This is a genomic window from Sulfurihydrogenibium sp. YO3AOP1 (assembly GCF_000020325.1).
GTDB lineage: Bacteria > Aquificota > Aquificia > Aquificales > Hydrogenothermaceae > Sulfurihydrogenibium.
Genome location: NC_010730.1, coordinates 1506008 through 1523186 on the forward strand (window position 1 = coordinate 1506008; position 17179 = coordinate 1523186).

The 17179-nt window shown below is 28.9% G+C and carries 14 protein-coding genes; 10 read left to right on the top strand and 4 right to left on the bottom strand.

Features of this window, described 5'->3' with window-relative positions:
- Positions 1-161: 161 nt before the first annotated feature.
- Entirely contained in the window at positions 162-3980 is a 3819-nt protein-coding gene (locus SYO3AOP1_RS07495) for a translocation/assembly module TamB domain-containing protein (protein ID WP_198001831.1), read from the bottom strand.
- A gap of 58 nt (positions 3981-4038) precedes the next feature.
- Between SYO3AOP1_RS07495 and SYO3AOP1_RS07500 the strand changes: the two genes are divergently transcribed.
- The 7 genes from SYO3AOP1_RS07500 to SYO3AOP1_RS07530 all read left to right on the top strand — a co-directional run bounded on the left by SYO3AOP1_RS07500 (position 4039) and on the right by SYO3AOP1_RS07530 (position 11551).
- On the top strand, positions 4039-5028 hold the full coding sequence (locus tag SYO3AOP1_RS07500) for a tetratricopeptide repeat protein (RefSeq protein WP_012460122.1): 990 nt from the start codon (positions 4039-4041) through the stop codon (positions 5026-5028).
- 378 nt (positions 5029-5406) lie between these two features.
- Positions 5407-6795 carry an oxygen-independent coproporphyrinogen III oxidase gene (gene hemN, locus SYO3AOP1_RS07505; protein ID WP_012460123.1) on the top strand — a complete coding sequence of 463 codons (1389 nt, stop codon included), beginning with the start codon at positions 5407-5409 and terminating at the stop codon, positions 6793-6795.
- The gene (locus SYO3AOP1_RS07510; RefSeq protein WP_012460124.1) at positions 6792-7613 is read left to right on the top strand and encodes an ATP-binding protein; all 822 of its coding nucleotides are present in this window, start codon (positions 6792-6794) and stop codon (positions 7611-7613) included. Before hemN ends, SYO3AOP1_RS07510 begins: the two co-directional genes overlap by 4 nt.
- Positions 7614-7625: 12 nt before the next feature.
- Positions 7626-8357, top strand: a complete 732-nt coding sequence (fetB, locus tag SYO3AOP1_RS07515) for an iron export ABC transporter permease subunit FetB (RefSeq protein ID WP_012460125.1) — start codon at positions 7626-7628, stop codon at positions 8355-8357.
- Between the two features lie 43 nt (positions 8358-8400).
- Entirely contained in the window at positions 8401-9597 is a 1197-nt protein-coding gene (locus tag SYO3AOP1_RS07520) for a glycosyltransferase N-terminal domain-containing protein (protein WP_012460126.1), read from the top strand.
- The gene (locus tag SYO3AOP1_RS07525) at positions 9590-10675 is read left to right on the top strand and encodes a VIT1/CCC1 transporter family protein (RefSeq protein ID WP_012460127.1); all 1086 of its coding nucleotides are present in this window, start codon (positions 9590-9592) and stop codon (positions 10673-10675) included. Before SYO3AOP1_RS07520 ends, SYO3AOP1_RS07525 begins: the two co-directional genes overlap by 8 nt.
- A gap of 12 nt (positions 10676-10687) precedes the next feature.
- Positions 10688-11551 (top strand): YicC/YloC family endoribonuclease, encoded by an 864-nt coding sequence (locus tag SYO3AOP1_RS07530; protein ID WP_012460128.1) that lies wholly within the window; start codon positions 10688-10690, stop codon positions 11549-11551.
- Between the two features lie 538 nt (positions 11552-12089).
- Here SYO3AOP1_RS07530 and SYO3AOP1_RS07535 read toward each other — a convergent pair.
- The 3 genes from SYO3AOP1_RS07535 to SYO3AOP1_RS07545 are packed head-to-tail and all read right to left on the bottom strand — an operon-like array spanning position 12090 to position 13362.
- Positions 12090-12380: a ferredoxin gene (locus tag SYO3AOP1_RS07535; protein ID WP_012460129.1), complete on the bottom strand. Its 291-nt coding sequence runs from the start codon at positions 12378-12380 to the stop codon at positions 12090-12092.
- Between the two features lie 12 nt (positions 12381-12392).
- Entirely contained in the window at positions 12393-12983 is a 591-nt protein-coding gene (locus SYO3AOP1_RS07540) for a sulfite oxidase-like oxidoreductase (protein WP_012460130.1), read from the bottom strand.
- The gene (locus tag SYO3AOP1_RS07545) at positions 12967-13362 is read right to left on the bottom strand and encodes a transcriptional repressor (RefSeq protein ID WP_012460131.1); all 396 of its coding nucleotides are present in this window, start codon (positions 13360-13362) and stop codon (positions 12967-12969) included. The genes SYO3AOP1_RS07540 and SYO3AOP1_RS07545 overlap by 17 nt, the downstream gene beginning before the upstream one ends.
- An 88-nt stretch (positions 13363-13450) precedes the next feature.
- On the opposite strand from SYO3AOP1_RS07545, the gene SYO3AOP1_RS07550 reads away from it, so the two are divergent.
- From SYO3AOP1_RS07550 to tatC, 3 genes are read left to right on the top strand one after another with little or no spacing between them, the layout of a single operon-like run.
- Entirely contained in the window at positions 13451-16021 is a 2571-nt protein-coding gene (locus tag SYO3AOP1_RS07550) for a BamA/TamA family outer membrane protein (RefSeq protein WP_012460132.1), read from the top strand.
- A 23-nt stretch (positions 16022-16044) separates the two neighbouring features.
- Positions 16045-16395, top strand: coding sequence for a Sec-independent protein translocase protein TatB (tatB, locus tag SYO3AOP1_RS07555; RefSeq protein WP_012460133.1), 351 nt, complete (start codon positions 16045-16047; stop codon positions 16393-16395).
- Complete coding sequence (gene tatC, locus SYO3AOP1_RS07560; RefSeq protein ID WP_012460134.1) at positions 16388-17167, top strand: twin-arginine translocase subunit TatC; 780 nt, start codon at positions 16388-16390, stop codon at positions 17165-17167. The genes tatB and tatC overlap by 8 nt, the downstream gene beginning before the upstream one ends.
- Positions 17168-17179 lie beyond the last annotated feature (12 nt).

Sequence of the window (17179 nt, forward strand, 5' to 3'; positions counted from 1 at the left end):
CATCCTGAGGACGTAAGTCCGAAGGATCTTCTTTTTTTTAAATAAGGTGAGAAAGTAAGTAAGTGAGAAAGTGAGAGGTAAAAGGTGGAGATTCTTAGCTTCGCTCAGAAATGACGATATGGATTTGATGCGGATTTTTGTAAGCAGACTCAATTTCAACTTTAAAAATCAAACGGTAATGTAAACGTAATTTCTCCAGACCTTGCATTGTTTTCAAAGAATTTAATTACAAAAGAACTTCTTTCTGTGAATCTATATCCACCTTCATACCAACCAAAAGTATTCAAAGTGTTTCCAACAGGTCTTGATAAGCCTAAATAGATTTTTCTTGTAAGGTATTTTTGTACGTAGACGTTAAACGTAATACCCTGTGTAGGGTTGTAAGATGGAATAACATTTACATTAAACCCTGTTCCAAACAGTCCTGATTCTTCACTTTCTTCTTTAAACGGTGATAAAATTTTTGCAACACCACCAAGAATATTAAATAGACCGCTTGATGCTAACTGTTCAGGTGTTTGTTTTATTAATAGCAAAGTAAGTATTTCATCTTTTGATTTTGGTGGGGTTGAGAAGAAATCATATTTTATATTTTCAGCCGGTCCTGATAGATTTACATAAATATAAGTTCCGGATACTTGCGTTGACAATCTTCCGCTTACATATGCTTTATTATTTATTATTTTTAAATCAATGTAATCAACGTTGTATTTGACTTTTAAAAAGTCAACCTTTCCATAATTGATTCTTATATTTCCATTTACGATTGGATTATATGCTGTTCCTGTGATATCTAATTTACCTTCTGCATAAACTTTTCCCCAGCTTCCTTCAACAAAGATAGGAGAGAAAGTATTGATTTTTACGTTTAAATTTATATTTTTCAAAAATTCAGGCTTTTCTTCTTTTGATTCTTTTGTAAAGAATTCAGGCTCAATTTTTATTTTTCCTGTTGTTTGATTTAAGCTGTTTATAAGAATTTTATCTTTTTCAATTTTTACATCTGTATTTGTATTTAAAACACTGTTAAACATGTTTTGATATTTAACCGGTAGAACCTGAGAAATTATCTTAATAGCTCCTATTTTAGCGTCAGGATTTATATTTCCAATTATTTGGATATAACTATCTCCGAAAGACGACCTTGTATTTCCCTTTATATCAACATATAACAAATCTTTCATTTTAATATTAAACTTATCTATACTTACGATATTTGATATGTAAGGAGTTTTTAGATTCATATTATTGCCAATTAGGTTTAATTCACTATCTTCTAAAATCTTGTCAATTTTTCCATTGTACCCATAAACAAAACTAACTTTACCGTCTAAAATAACGTACTTTAAAAACTGAGAGATATATCTTTTGTCAAGTTCACCTTTTACCAAAACATCTAAGATTTCATTGTCAAGATTATAAATTAGCTTATTTATATAGCCTTTTGCGATGCCTTCAAAGTATAGGTTTGAAAACTGAATACTTATATCTTTAATAATACCTTTTAATTCCTTTAGCTTTATTAAAGAAAGTTCATTTTCTTTTATTTCAAAATCTTTTATTTCTATTATTCCACTACTTTTTGAAAAATCATCTTTATTAAAGTTGATGATTAATATTCCATCACCAGTATTTAGTTTAATTCTTTTATTTATTTCATAATTTAATCCATCAATATTTGCAACTAATTTGTCTTTATCTCCACTTATTTTTGGATTTATGACTGTTTCTTTACCATCTTTTAAAATGGATATTTTTAAGCTACCGTCATATTTATCTAATCCGCCAGAAATTCTTCCGCTGAAACTTAGCTTTCCATTTGGTATATTTAGGCTTGAAGATAGATTTCCGTTTATCTTATTTTCTGAAATTGAATATAATCCATCTGCTAAAAGGCTAAGGTTTTTGAATTTATCATTTAGATTACTTGAATTTATTTTCAGCGAATAATTCAACCTATCATTTAAAAGCTTTAAATCTAAATTTAAATCGTCTATAAAGTAGTCTTTGAAGTTAAACTTATTAGCTTGGGCTGTTATTTTTAAATCTTTTAATTTTTCCGTAATCATTCCAGAGAGTTTAATGTTTAAAGGTATATTAAATTCCTTTTCTTGAGCTTTTATGTCTTGCAAGTCTAACTTTACATTCCACTGCTTATTTTCAATAGATATATCGACATTTCCAGAAGATTTATACACATTAAATCTATTTAAAATTTCAACATGCTTTTTCAAGAATGGATATACAGGAGATAGGTCAAAATCTTTAAGCACAAGATTTATATCTGTTTTATTCTTATTCAAATCAGCATTAACAACATAATTAAGACTGCTTTGATAATTTCCATTTACAGTTAGATTTTTATCTTTGAAATTTAATGAGTAATTGACATTGCTTAGATTAATTTCTTCATAACTAAAAGATTTAGCCAATCCATTTAGATTTATTTCAAAAGATTTTAAATTTCCGAAAATTACACCGCTACCATTAACTACTCCTTTGATTGGGATATTTTTTAAAAACATTAAATTTTCAAGAATTGTATTATCAAATGATAGACTAACCTTAAAGTTTAGATTTTCTGAATTAAACTGATTTACACTTCCGTTAAAATCTAATTTTGAAGTCTTTGAAAAGGAGTTTCCAGAAAATGACATACTATAATTTTTTAAGTCTACATTACCACTACCGCTTAAAGATTCATATTTAAAGCCTAAAAATGTTGGATTGTTTGATTTTATTTCAAATTTTAAGATTTTAGAGTCTAACGGATAATCAATCTTTAAATTCGCCGAGCCGTCAATAGAGCTAAGAATTTCATCTTTATGTTTTAACAGAGATAAAACATTTTTAATTGATGAAGTATTTAAGTCTAAAATTAGTCTTTTTTCGTTAAAGTCAAAGCTTCCATTTGCAAAATTTGAGCTTAATTTCCCAGTAATTTTTTGAGATTTATCATAATCGAATTTTAAATCTAAATTCAACTCTCCAAATGACATATTATCAGCAATCAGATTATTAATGCTGCTTTTTAACTTACCTTTTAAGAAAGTTTTATCTTTTTCAATTAACTCTAATTCTCCATCAAACTTTTGATTAGTAACGCTTATATTTTCGCGTAATATCTTTGCAACATTTCCATTAAAAGAAACTTTTACATCTTTCTTTTTTTCTATGTTTAAATCAGCATTAAGATTTATAAGGTTGATACTCTCATAAACAAGATTTGATGCTTTAAGATTTGCATCTATTTTAAAAGTTTTGTCATCATTTAAAATAAGTTGTTTTATCAATAAATTTGGATTTTCTGGTTTAAAGTAAGATGTTGTAATGGATATATTTTTTGTGATTAGTTTATTTGGATACACAGTCAAAGCCGGATTATTTGATTGATTTTTTATGATGAAATTATAAGTTTTTCCTGACTTTAAATAATCTATAGAAACATCATTTTTAACATAAATGCCATTATCAATATTGTACAAGCTTATATTCTTTATGTTTAAATCTGCATTTTCTTCTATGTTCTTGACTAAAAATTCACCATTCTTTATGTTTGCTGATACATAGTTAGTGATTAGGTAAGTGTAAAAAATTCCATCAATCTTTTTAGATGGAGGAGCTTTTAAATCATTTATGTATGTGCCTTTTAGGTTTTCAATGTTTAAATCTAAAATAGGTTCTGTGTTGAATAAACTTTTTAGATTAAATGTTCCGCTGACTTTTTCTAAGTTAACGTCAAATTCTTTTTTGTCTGTTATTTTTATATAATTACAATAAAATTGATTTTTTGATAAATTACAATCATCTTCTATGAAAATTCCAAACTGATTAAGAATTAACCTATAGTTAGAAATCACATACAAAGAAATTAAGATTATGATTGATAAAAAAATAAATACTGAAGTAAGATTTAGAAAAACTTTTATAGCAAACTTTACATATTTATTATCTTTTATGATTTTTATCACTTTTTTCATCATTATTTTTAAAAAAGCATTATAATAAATAGTATCATAAATTTTAGAGGTATTTAAAATGAGTGTTGCAAGCGAAGCTTACCACCTATTAAACAAAGCTATTTATCATTACGAAAATGAAAATTTTGAGATGGCAATTACTTTATTAGACGAAGCTATTTTGTTAGACCCAGAAATTCCAGAGGTTCATTATTGGAGAGGTAAAGTTGCAACCCATGACCTAAACCAAGAAAGTTTGGAAGTTGCAATTGTTGAACTATCAGAAGCAATTAGATTAAAACCAGATTATGCAGATGCCTATTTTGAAAGAGGTAGAGTCTATATACAAAAAGGAGAGTTTGAAGAGGCCAAAAAAGATTTAGAAAAAGCAATCCAGTTAAATCCAAAACTAAAAGAAGCGTATTCTCTTCTTGCACAGATAGAGCTTATATCTGGAAATGATGAGAAAGCAATGAAATATCTTGAAAAAGTTTCTCATCAAGAAGGGGATGATAGATACTATTACTCTCTTGGTAAAATCTTTTATAACGCCGGTAAATATCAGCCAGCTATTGAACAATTTAATAGGACTATAGAAAAAAATAAGTATTTCGTGGATGCTTATGTTTATAAAGCTCATGCCTTGGCAAATATTGGAAATTATCAAGAAGCAATAGAAAATTTGAAAAAGGCAATAATTTTAGTTCCAGAAGAGATTAGTTATTTTATTGATATGGCAAAATACTATTTTGAGATAGGAAAGCAAAAAGCTAAGGAAGGTAATAATATTGAAGCAGCAGAGAATTTTATAAAAGGTCTACAGATTGATTACAATCTCAAAATAGAAAAAGAATACATTCCGGTTATCATGAAAGCTGTTAAAGAACTTTTAGAAAATAAAAATTATAAAGAAGCCTTAGAATTGATAGACCAATTAGAGCTTATTGTAAAAGAGTTAGAGTATGCAGAATTTAAAGAAGATTTTGATAAACTAAAAAAAGAAGTAATGAAATCTTTACCATTGAAGGAGAAAATTGTAAAGTTTGTGATGGATATATACACTAAATAAGCGAGATGTAAGATGTGATGATTTTTTAAAGTTTTATACACTTCACACGTCATGCGTCATATTGTTTGTCATTTTTGACATTCTGTAGTAAAGGCGACATTAAATGACTTGGATGAGAAATTAGCGATTTTCATAAAATTTAAAGAGGAGATCCTTCGGACTAAAGTCCTCAGGATGGCAAGGAAAACTTGATAATCAAGCATATGAAAGAAGAATCTCATATTTTTATTGAATTTCTCACACAGGGTATTTCTAAATATACGCATAGATATTTAACTCTTAACTTTTTCACTCCTTTACATCCACCATAAAAATTTGACAAGAATAAATTTAAATTATAATATGTTAAATAATTAGCATCAAAAAGGAGTGATAAATATGGAATTTTTATCTCAAAAAGTAGAGTTCGATATTGATATGATAAAGAAATACGATAAGCCAGCACCAAGATATACCAGTTATCCACCGGCTACAGAATTTACACCAGATATAGATAAAGCTGAGTATGTAAAGAAAATAATCCAATCTAATGAAAGAAAAACGCCATTATCTCTATATTTCCATATACCTTTTTGTGAAAATGCTTGTCATTTTTGTGGCTGTAATGTAATCATTACAAGAAGAAAAGAAGTAGTTAAGCCTTATTTAGACCATATTTATAAAGAGATGGACCTATATAAAACCCTTATTGATGCTAACAATAGAAAAGTTGTTCAGCTTCATTGGGGTGGTGGTACTCCAAACTATCTTTCAGATGAAGAGACAGTAGAACTTTTTGATGAGATTAAAAAAAGATTTCAAATAGATGAAAAAGCAGAAATATCAATAGAAATAGACCCAAGACATGTTGATAGAGATAGAATTTTCCTACTGAGAAAGATAGGTTTTAACAGAGCAAGCTTTGGAATTCAAGACTTTAATCCAAAAGTACAACAGGCGGTAAACAGAATCCAGCCAGAAGAGATGATTTTAAACGTTATGAAATGGTTCAGAGAAGCAGGCTTTGAAAGTGTAAACATAGATTTAATCTATGGACTACCTTATCAGACACTTGAAACCTTTTCAGATACAATAGATAAAACAATTAAATTAAACCCGGATAGGATCGCAGTTTTTAACTTTGCATATGTTCCATGGCTTAAAAGATTACAAAGAAATATAGATGAAAAAACTCTTCCGCCACCGGAGGAAAAACTAAAAATTCTCCAAATGACAATAGAAAAGCTTACAAAATCAGGCTATGTGTTCATCGGTATGGACCACTTTGCAAAGCCGAATGATGAGTTGGCAATAGCACAAAGAGAAAGAACTCTTCATAGAAACTTCCAAGGATACACAACAAAGGCAGAAGCTGAGCTTTTTGGATTTGGAGCTACCTCTATAAGCATGCTTTATGACGCTTACGTTCAAAACTACAAAGTTTTAAGAGAATATTATGAGCCAATAGAAAACAGTCAGCTACCAATAGAAAGAGGAGTCTATCTAGCACAAGATGATATTATTAGAAGAGAAGTTATAATGAAGCTCATGTGTCATTTTAGACTAATAAAATCAGAAATAGAAGAAAAATTCAACATAAAATTTGATGAGTATTTTAAACAAGAATTAGAAAGCTTAAAAGAAATGGAGGAAGATGGACTGTTGATATTATATCCAGGCAGAATAGACGTGTCGCCTATTGGAAGACTTCTAATCAGAAATATCGCATCTACTTTTGATGTATATTTAAGAAACAAAAAAGAAAGAAGATTTTCAAAGGCTATATGAGTAAACAGCAGATACTTAACGATATACTAAAAAAGCTTGACCTTATACTGTCAGCTTACATTAAAGAGCCGTTTATTGAAGACTCTTTATTAAAAGAATATTCAGCGTTTTTATTTTATAACTCAGCTCTACAGCCAGTTAAATATTATGCAAAAGTAAATATAGATAATCTAATAGGCATAGATTATCAAAAACAAGAGATAGTTAAAAATACAGAAAAGTTTGTAAAAGGACTGCCGGCAAATAACGTATTACTTTGGGGAGAAAGAGGCACAGGAAAATCTTCCTTAGTAAAGGCTATGCTTCCAATGTTTGCCGATAAAGGCTTAAAAATCATCCAAGTATTAAAAGAAGATATTTTAAACATATTTAAACTTTATCCTATCATAAAAAATCAAGATGCTTACTTTATTCTATTTATAGATGACCTTTCGTTTGAAAGTGATGAGAAAGACTTTAAAGAGTTTAAAACAATTCTTGATGGTGGACTTTTTGAAATTCCTGAAAATATGCTATTTTATGTCACTTCAAATAAGAAAAATCTAATTCCTATCAAATTTTCAGATAGAGAGGATAGTCAGTACACAAGACAATCAGATATATTGGAAGAAAAACTATCTCTTGTGGATAGGTTTGGTTTAAGACTTGGATTTTTTAAATTTGACAAAGAAAATTTTATCAAATTAGTTAAACATTATGCCACCATTTACAACATTAACATGGACGAAAGACTACTGATAGAAAAAGCATTAGCCTATGCAATAGAATATGGGACTTACAACGGAAGAACAGCATTAAACTTTATAAAGAGTCTGTAAGGAGTTTGTAGATTGAATATTGAGTATAAATTTTTTCTCTCTTATGCTCTTGTACTGATTTCAATGTACATAATCTACAAAGAGAAGATAGGGTTAGAAAAAGATGTATTAATTAGCAGCATTAGGGCCTTTTTTCAGCTTTTGATACTTGGCTATGCTTTAATATACATTCTAAAGCTTTCTAATCCATTTGAGCTAACTTTAATATTATTTTTTATGATATTATTTGCAACATTTACAGCACAAAGAACAGTTAAAATTTACGATGGTTACAAAATTGCGTTTTTATCAATATTTCTGTCTTCATTTATAATTATAGGAATCTTAGTTTTGCTTGGAGTTTTACAGTTAAAGGCCAATGAGATTGTTCCAATCGGTGGAATGATTATAGGCAATGCTTTGAATGCTTATACTCAAACGATAGAAAGATTTAGAAGTGATGTTAAAAATAATTTAGATTTAATAGAAGCTTTTCTTGCTATTGGTGCATCTTTAAAAGAAGCAGAAAAAATTCAGATTAGAAACTCTATTAAAGCAGCAATGATACCTATCTTAAACAATCTTAAAACTCTTGGCATCATATGGATACCGGGCATCACAGCAGGTATGGTATTAGCCGGAGCTGATCCATTGCAGGCTGTATTTTTCCAGCTTGTAATTATGTATAGTATGCTAAGCGTTGCAGTTTTTACTTCTTATTTTGCAACAAATTTATCTTATAAAAAGATACTATGGTCATTGTGATTAATATATTATTTTGTTAGTAATATACACGTGAAGGTTTGAGATGTTTAAATTGATTTACAGCCTTTTGTATGCATTAGCTTTAATAATTGTCTTACCTGTTTTATACTTATACTACAAAAAGAAAGGATACGATTTTCATCTTAAAGAGAGATTTTTACTAAAAAAAATAGATACACAAAAGCCTACAATTTGGATACACTGTGCAAGCGTTGGAGAGATAAAAACAGCTCTGCCAATAATAAACTATCTAAAAACTTACCAAGACTATGAATTATTAATAACAATCCTTTCAGTTAGAGCTTACGATTTTGCGGTCAAAAATCTAAACGGTATAAAAATTACATATCTTCCATTTGATTTATCTTTCTTAATAAAAAAATTTATAAAACACTACAAGCCAAAGATTTTAATCATCCAAGAGGCTGAATTTTGGTTTAATTTAATTACAACTTCTTGTAAATACATTCCGGTAATTTCAATAAACACAAGCATTTCAGAAAAATCAAAGAGAAATATCACAAGATTTAGATTTTACTTTAAGCCTATTTTAAATAGCTTCTCTAAAATTATTGTCAGAACAAAAGAAGATAAGGAATTTTTATCTCAGTTTGTAAATCCTTCTAAAATAAATGTCTGCGGAAATTTAAAATTATTATCAGAAGTAAGGCATAAAGAAGTAAACTTAGAAAAAGCAAAAAAAATCATTCTTGGAGCAAGTACTCATAGTCCGGAAGAAGAGATTTTAATCAAAGTTTATAAAGAGATAAAAGATGACCAAACAATGCTTATTCTTGCACCAAGACATTTAGAAAGAATCAATGAGATTATTAATCTTATTAAAAATCACGGTTTAAGCTATGGTTTAAGAAGTAAAAATAGTAGTTTAGATGCCCAAGTTTATATAATTGATACAATGGGAGAGCTTGCATCATTTTTTAAATATGCCGATGCTGTATTTGTAGGCGGAACGATTGCAAGCATCGGCGGACATAACATTTTAGAGCCAATTCTAAGCAGAAAAAAAGTTATAATAGGTAAAAACTACTTTAAAATCAAAGACTTGGTAGAACTTGCCAAAAGCATTGATGCGGTTGATATTATAGAAAACGAAATAGAGCTTAAAAATACAATTTTAAAACATCTAAAAAATAATAACATTGACATTGACTTAGAGGTTTTAAGAAAAGATATTTATAACTGTTATATCAAATCAATAAAAGAGGTTTTAAATGGATAGTTTAATCAAAATAGCACAAGAGTTTTATATCGGTGAGATAAACGATAAAATTTTATACACAGAACTTGCAAATCTGATTTCTGATAAAGAATTAAAAGAAAACATATTGAAAATAGCAAAAACTGAAGAAAAGCACGCAAATTTTTGGCAAAAGTTTATTATTTCAAGAGGTGGACAGCTGCCAAAAGAAAAGATAGATAGAAAAAAGCTATTTCTCTTAAAGTTTTTATCAAAGTTTATAAATCCGATTATTTTTGTATATTTAGCAGAACTTGGAGAAGATAGTGCAGTTAAAAAGTACTATGATTTTTACAAAAATGCAGATTTGACAGAGTATGAAAGAAACTCTCTTAAAAATATCATCTCAGACGAGATAGAACATGAGACATATTTTTTAAATCAAGCTGAAAACTTCGGGCTTAGTAATGTTAGAGATTTGATTCTTGGAATGAATGATGGATTGGTAGAAATCTTAGGAGCAGTCGCAGGTTTGACAGCAGTATACACAACAAATCCACAGATAATTGGAATAAGTGGTATAGTTGTTGGTCTTGCCGGAGCTTTGTCTATGGGAATTGGTGCTTATCTTTCTGTTAAGTCTCAAAAACAAATCAATATGCATATTAACGAAAGAAACGAAATCCTTTTAAATACAAACATAGAAAAAAGCTATGAACTTTTTGAAGAAAAATTAAAGGAAGACAACATACCACAAGAAGTAGTAAAGGAAATTATAAATGTTTTAAGAGAAAAGAAAGTAAATTTATCAAGCATTTTTATAAAAGAAACTCATGAAAACGAAATAAAGTCAGGCTTGCTTACAGGTTTTGCATACCTACTTGGAACAGTCTTTCCAATAACTCCTTTTTTTATCTTTTCAAATTCTTATTATGCTTTAACAGCATCATTCTTTTTAGCTTTATTAGTTTTATCTATCGTTGGAGTTTTTGTTGCACTATTCTCAGGAATTTCTATAAAGAAAAAAGTTTTAGAAATGATAATAGCAAGTTTATCAGCAGCTGCTATTTCTTTTTCCTTTGGTAAAATATTACAGCAATTTTTTAACATTGAAATATAAAGGAGAATTTTTATGCCGTATAGTATGACAGGATTTGCATTTGTAAAAAAAGTGTTTGATGATTATGAATTAAACATAAAAGTAAAAAGCCTAAACAACAAATCAATCGATATCTCTATTAAAGGCGATAAAAACGTTTTGATGTATTTAGACCTTGAGATAAGAAAGTTAGTTCAACAGTATTTTGAAAGGGGAAGCTTTCAGCTTTATATAAATATAAACTCTTTAACACCAAAATTTATCGTAGAGCCTGAAAAACTTACTCAGTATGCTAACGTAGTCAGAGAGATAACTAAACAAGCAAGCATCAACCTTTCAGATGATAAACTTTATGAAGTTACAATCGGAATGATAATGAATAATAACAACTTAGAGGAAGAGCTTGATGATACCCTTAAAGAAAACATTCTAAATACTGTAAAAGAAGCTTTAAACGCTTTGAAAGAAGAAAGAGAAAGAGAAGGAAAATCTTTAATATTAGATATAGAAAGTAGATTAAATAAGATTGAAGAGATGTTGAGAGAGATTGAAGAGAAAAAAGAGAAAGTTTTAGAAAGCGTAAAAGAAAAGGTTTATCAAAAAGTTAAACAACTTCTTGGAGAAAACTATTCTGAAAGAGCTTTTATTGAAGCCACTTTGTTAGCTGATAAGCTTGATATAACAGAAGAGGTTGTAAGACTAAAAACTCATATACAAAGATTTAGAGAGCTACTGAATCTAAACGAGCCGATAGGTAGGAAACTTGATTTTATGTGTCAAGAGATGCTTAGAGAGATAAACACTCTTGGAAACAAAATGCCTGATTTTAGCAAGTTTACCGTAGAAATGAAAACAGAACTTGAAAAAATAAGGCAGCAAGTTCAAAACATTGAGTAAGCAATAGTGTAATTAATGAACTGTCTATATAGAAGGGTATTTCAAAAAAAATTAATAAGGATATTGTTTGCCTGTCATTCCGAAGCCGGTGAAGAAACTCCGTCTTTATAACTCTCAATTACTTACTTTCTCAACTTTTTAAAATAAGGAGACCATTCGGACTAAAGTTTTCAGAATGGCAAAGCCACCTAATGCTGTCATTCTGAGCGAAGCGAAGAATCTCCTGTTTTTCTTTTCAAGTCAAAAAAAATCAAAAGAGGAGATCCTTCGGCTTACAGCCTCAGGACGACACGGAAAGGTAAGCTTACAAAAATTTTAGAACGCTCTCTCCATACATAAGGTAAAAATCTTCCTGTTTTGTCTCAAGTTATTAAGTGAGGAAGTGACAATTGCTTTGTATTTTGTATTTAATTAAAACCTCTAACTTTTAATGTATAAATAAGCCATTACAGCAAAAAGAATTACAGGAACTATGAATAATACAAACTTTACATTTCTTTCGTATAAAGAATAAATTTTATCTAACATATTTTAGCTCCTATGGATACAGTTGTTCTCCAGTTTCTGGATCATATATAAATATTGCTTTTACAGGGCAAGCTTCCGCTGCTCTAAAAATATCCTCTTCTTCATCTATGGTTAAATCTAATACAGCTTCTTGTCTTTTTAGTTCAGAAACTTTTGCAAAAAGCTCTTCGATGTTATCTCCTGGCTTTACTATTACCGCTTTATGTCTTTTGTCTAAAACTATATATTTTGGTGCTTCAGGAACGCAGACTCCTATTCCTTCGCATAGTGTCCTATCAACAACAACTTTTAATTTTCCCATTTTCACTCTCCTTTAATCAGAATATCTTTGCTCTTTCCAAGGGTCGCCTAAAATATGATAACCTCTTTGCTCCCAAAAACCAGGTCTATCTTCAAGCATAAATTCTATTCCAGCTACAAATTTAGCACTCTTCCAAGAATAAAGCTTAGGCACTATCAATCGCAGTGGATAACCATTATCAGCCGGAATCGGTCCGTTAAATAATTCATAAGCAAAAATTACATCTTCATCAAAAAAATACTCAATCGGAACATTGGTTGTATATCCATCTAAGGAATGAATCATTACAGATTTTACGTTCGGATTTATTTTTACAAGATTTTTTAATTCATTTACATGAAAGCCTCTCCAAACAACATCTTTACAACTCCATCTTGTAACACAATGAAAATCCGCTACAAGCTCAACCTTTTCAAGAGAGAGTATATCATCCCATGTTAATACTTCTGACTCTTCTACTTCTCCAAATATTTTTAACCTATAAGATTTTAAATCTACTTCTGGAGGGTCAGATATTCCAAGAATGATTAACCTATCCGTCCAATGCTGACCCGGTGGAAGTCTATCTTCTCTAAGGTTTATTGGGCTAATTATCCTTTTCACGTTCATCTCCTATACATTTTGGACACACTCCATTTAAAACAATATCAACACTTTTTACATCAAAAACGTCTAAAATTTTATCATTAATTTGTAAACTAATAGCGTTGAAATCTATATCATAAATACTGTTGCATATTTCACACTTAAAATGAAGGTGATTATCCGTTCTCGCGTCAAATCTGCTTTGTTTTCCATCATTTAATTCTAATATTAAACCTTCGTCTTTTAGTATTTTTAAGTTTCTATAAACTGTCCCAAGACTTATGTTTGGTATAATTTTCCTTGCTCTTTCGTAAATCCAATCTGCTGTTGGATGTATATCTGTAGATTTTAATATTTCATATACAACTTTTCTTTGGTTGGTACTTCTTCTTTGCAATAAAACCACCTCTTTATCCTGAATTAAATATAATAATATATGTTATAAATTGTTTTCAAATGATTTAAACCATATTTGGAGATAGAAATTGAAAATAAAGATTAAAAAGATTAAATTTTTATTTATCTTGCTTTTTATATACTTTGCAAAGGCTGAAGAAAGGATAATATCCAATTACCCTTTACCAAAAAATAACGGTGAAGAAATTTTAAGAATAACAAATGACCTAAATTATGTGGCTAATCTCTTTGAATTAACAAACGACTTTGAAAAGATAGAAATTAAAGATGATAAGATATTTATTACAAGAAAGCCATTTTTAAAAAGTATAGACATAAAAGGTAATAAATCTTTTTGGAAAGATGAAATAGTAGGAATTACAGGATTAAGAATAAATAGTGCTTTAGATAGTGAATCCTTAAAAACAATTCCACTTAGAATTAGACAGTTTTACGCAGAAAAAGGCTATTTGTTTGCAAATGCAAGCATATCAACCAACTTTGATGAAAACGGTAATGCGTTTGTAAGTTTAAACATAGATGAAGGGAGAAAAATAAAGTTAAATGATGTGATATTTTTATCAGACCAAAAAATCTCAGAAGAAGATAAAAATCAGCTTTTAAAAGTTCTAAATCTAAAAAAAGGGGATATGATTTATTTTGATAAATTGCAAGAATCTATAGAAAAACTTAACGAGTACTTAAAAAATAATGGATATTTTGAATCCTTTATTGTTTTACAAGACATCGAACAAGTGGACAATAATTTTGCCAACATATACATACTCATAGACTTAAGAAGCAGGTATTTTATAAACTTTACCGGTAATAACAACTTTGACAATAAACAATTAATGAATCTTTTAACATTTAAAGAAAATGGATTTAATTATAATGAACTTGACCTATCAAAAGAAAATCTTATGAATTTCTATAAATCTAATGGGTTTTTAGATGTAGATATAATAACTCAGGTAGAAGAGCAGGAGAAAAATCAAGGGTCGGCTGAAAAACCTTATATTAAGATAAATTTTAATATCAACGAAGGTAAAAGATATAAGGTAGATAAGATTTTTATAGATACAGATTATGAAGAGATAAAATCAGAAATAAGTAAATTTGCAGGCAACTTTCATGATAAAAACAAGCTTTTAAGCTATTTACAGGAACAAGTAAAAAAACTCTATGATAGTGGATATATTTCGGCAAATTATAAGATTGAAGAAATAAAAAATGAAGATAAACTTACGTTAAAAGTAGAATTTAAAAAAGGAAAAAAATATATCCTTAAAGAAATAAAACAAAAGAATTATTCAGTCAAAAAGGATTTTAAACTGCCAAAAATCTATAATCCACAAGAATTATTAAATTTACAAGATGAATTTAAAGAAAAGGCAAGGGAAGATGGATATTTGGATGCTGAGGTATTACTTCAGACTGATTTGATAGAAAATAACGATAGAATTGATGTTATTGCTACATACGATTATAATCTTGGACAAAGATACAGAAGTGGTTTAACATTTGTTTATGGCAGCTTTCATCTTAACCCAAATGTAATTTTAAAACAATTTCCTAAAAGAGAATATTTTGAAAAAGAAAATTTTGATGTTTCGATAATTAGACTATATGAATCAAGATTATTTGATTATATTAATCCATTAATTCTTCCTCAAGAAGAAAGAAAGACAGTTGACAAAGCAATTTTCGTTCACGATGATAAAAGAGGATTAGTGCAAGGCAGTGTTGGTTATTCAACAGACCAACAATTTAAAGCTTCTGTTGCTGTTATACTCAGAAACTTATTCAATTACGGTTATGAATTTTCTACTTATATAGAACGTTCAAACTTTCAAACAAATTATAGACTTTCTCTTGGAAATAGGTTGTTTAAATGGAATTTAAGCGGATTTGCCTCCACATTTCTATTTAATCAATATCATAGAAATTATGATTTAAAAAGCTCAGGTTATGACTTGTTTTTTGAAAAAAGAAATAATAAATGGGTTAAAAGTAGTTTTAGATTAGAAAGGAAATACAACGTCATCACAAATGAAGGAATATTTACACCACTGAAAAATTATAAAGTGATAACTACAAGTTTTGGATTAACAGATGACCATAGAAACAATAGAATTAATCCATCAAGCGGGTATTATAGTATTTTAAACTTTAAAACAACGTTTGGAGATATTAATTATCAATCTTTAGAGGGTTCTTTTAGATATTACAAAGAATTTTTAGACTTTTTTATCTTTAGTCAAAGATTTTCTACTGGTTATTCTTTCAAAAGTATAAACGGGCTTCCTTTGGCTGAAAGATATTTTCTTGGTGGTATTGCAAATATGAGAGGTTTTGGCTTTGAAGAATTATCAGGAAAGCAAAAAATTGGCGGAAATAGCTATTTATTAATAAACAACGACTTAAGGTTTCCAATATATCAAAAATATAATTTATATTTCTTAACATTTTTAGACCTTGGAAATGTATATACTAAAAGCAATGAATATAGAAATCCTTATTTTAGAAAAACCGCCGGAATAGGTATTTACGTTCCAACGCCTGCTGGAAGTTTAATATTTGATTATGCTAAAAAGTTAGACACAAAACCAAATGAAAATAAGCATAGAATAGAGTTTAGCATCGGTTTAGATTTCTGATAAAATATAATTGGAGGCTAAAAATGTTTGGCATAGGATTCCAAGAGTTATTAGTCATATTAGTCGTAGCTTTAATAGTTTTAGGACCCCAAAGACTTCCGGAAGTAGCAAAGTCTTTAGGTAAGTTTTACAGAGAGTTGAAATCTGCCGTTGATGATGTAAAATCTTCAGTTGCAACCGACCTTAAATCTGTTAAAGAAATAGAATACGACATAAAATCTGATATAACAAAAAAGTTAGAAGAGCCGGTAAAAATTGATTTTGAAAAAGAGTTTGAAAAAGAAATAAAAAAATCAGAGCCGGTAAAAACTGTTGAAAGAGAGAAGATAACTTTCAAAAGAGAAAAGAATAACGAGGATAATATAAATGGATAACCAGCTTCCTGAAGCACCACTAACAGAGCATTTAGCAGAGCTAAGAACAAGGTTAATTAGAATTGTTTTAGCTGTCATTATTGGAACGGTAGTAGCCTTTACAAAAGCAAATTATTTATTTGAAATTTTAAAAATGCCACTACTGAAAGTTAACCCAAACTTAAAATTATACTTTTTATCTCCAACTGAGCCATTTTTTACTGCATTTAAAATTTCATTTCTTGCAGGATTTATTTTAGTTTCTCCCTTCGTTTTTTATCAAATTTGGAAATTTATAGAACCTGCATTGTATGAGCATGAAAAAAAACTTGTTTTTCCTTTTGTCATTTTTACTACGCTATTTTTTATTATAGGCTGTTTATTTTCATTTTATTTGGTCCTACCTGTCGCAATTGGATTTTTTATTAACTTTGGTAATATCCAACTTGGAGCAGAAGCTATCTTTTCAGTTAAGGAATATATATCCTTTGTCCTTAGAATGATTTTAGCTTTCGGATTAACTTTTGAACTGCCGGTTATATTATCTTTATTAGCAAGACTAGGATTAGTAACTCCGGAATTTTTGATGAAGTCTCGTCCTTATTTTATAGTTTTAGCTTTTATTATTGCAGCAATAATTACACCTACACCGGATGCAATCAGCCAATTGATGCTTGCCATACCTTTGATATTATTTTATGAAATTTCCATTCTTATGGCAAAATATTTATATCCAAAAAGTATGAAGTATAAAGAGGAAATAGTTTCTGTTAAAGAAAAAATAGAGGCGTAAATATAGGAGGGA

What these genes read in the sequence shown, in the direction of transcription:
- SYO3AOP1_RS07525 (WP_012460127.1), top strand. Translation starts at nt 9,590, where the DNA reads ATGGATAGTTTAATCAAAATAGCACAAGAGTTTTATATCGGTGAGATA.
- SYO3AOP1_RS07535 (WP_012460129.1), bottom strand. Translation starts at nt 12,380, where the DNA reads ATGGGAAAATTAAAAGTTGTTGTTGATAGGACACTATGCGAAGGAATA.
- SYO3AOP1_RS07500 (WP_012460122.1), top strand. Translation starts at nt 4,039, where the DNA reads ATGAGTGTTGCAAGCGAAGCTTACCACCTATTAAACAAAGCTATTTAT.
- SYO3AOP1_RS07520 (WP_012460126.1), top strand. Translation starts at nt 8,401, where the DNA reads ATGTTTAAATTGATTTACAGCCTTTTGTATGCATTAGCTTTAATAATT.
- SYO3AOP1_RS07495 (WP_198001831.1), bottom strand. Translation starts at nt 3,980, where the DNA reads ATGAAAAAAGTGATAAAAATCATAAAAGATAATAAATATGTAAAGTTT.
- SYO3AOP1_RS07510 (WP_012460124.1), top strand. Translation starts at nt 6,792, where the DNA reads ATGAGTAAACAGCAGATACTTAACGATATACTAAAAAAGCTTGACCTT.
- tatB (WP_012460133.1), top strand. Translation starts at nt 16,045, where the DNA reads ATGTTTGGCATAGGATTCCAAGAGTTATTAGTCATATTAGTCGTAGCT.
- tatC (WP_012460134.1), top strand. Translation starts at nt 16,388, where the DNA reads ATGGATAACCAGCTTCCTGAAGCACCACTAACAGAGCATTTAGCAGAG.
- SYO3AOP1_RS07530 (WP_012460128.1), top strand. Translation starts at nt 10,688, where the DNA reads ATGCCGTATAGTATGACAGGATTTGCATTTGTAAAAAAAGTGTTTGAT.
- hemN (WP_012460123.1), top strand. Translation starts at nt 5,407, where the DNA reads ATGGAATTTTTATCTCAAAAAGTAGAGTTCGATATTGATATGATAAAG.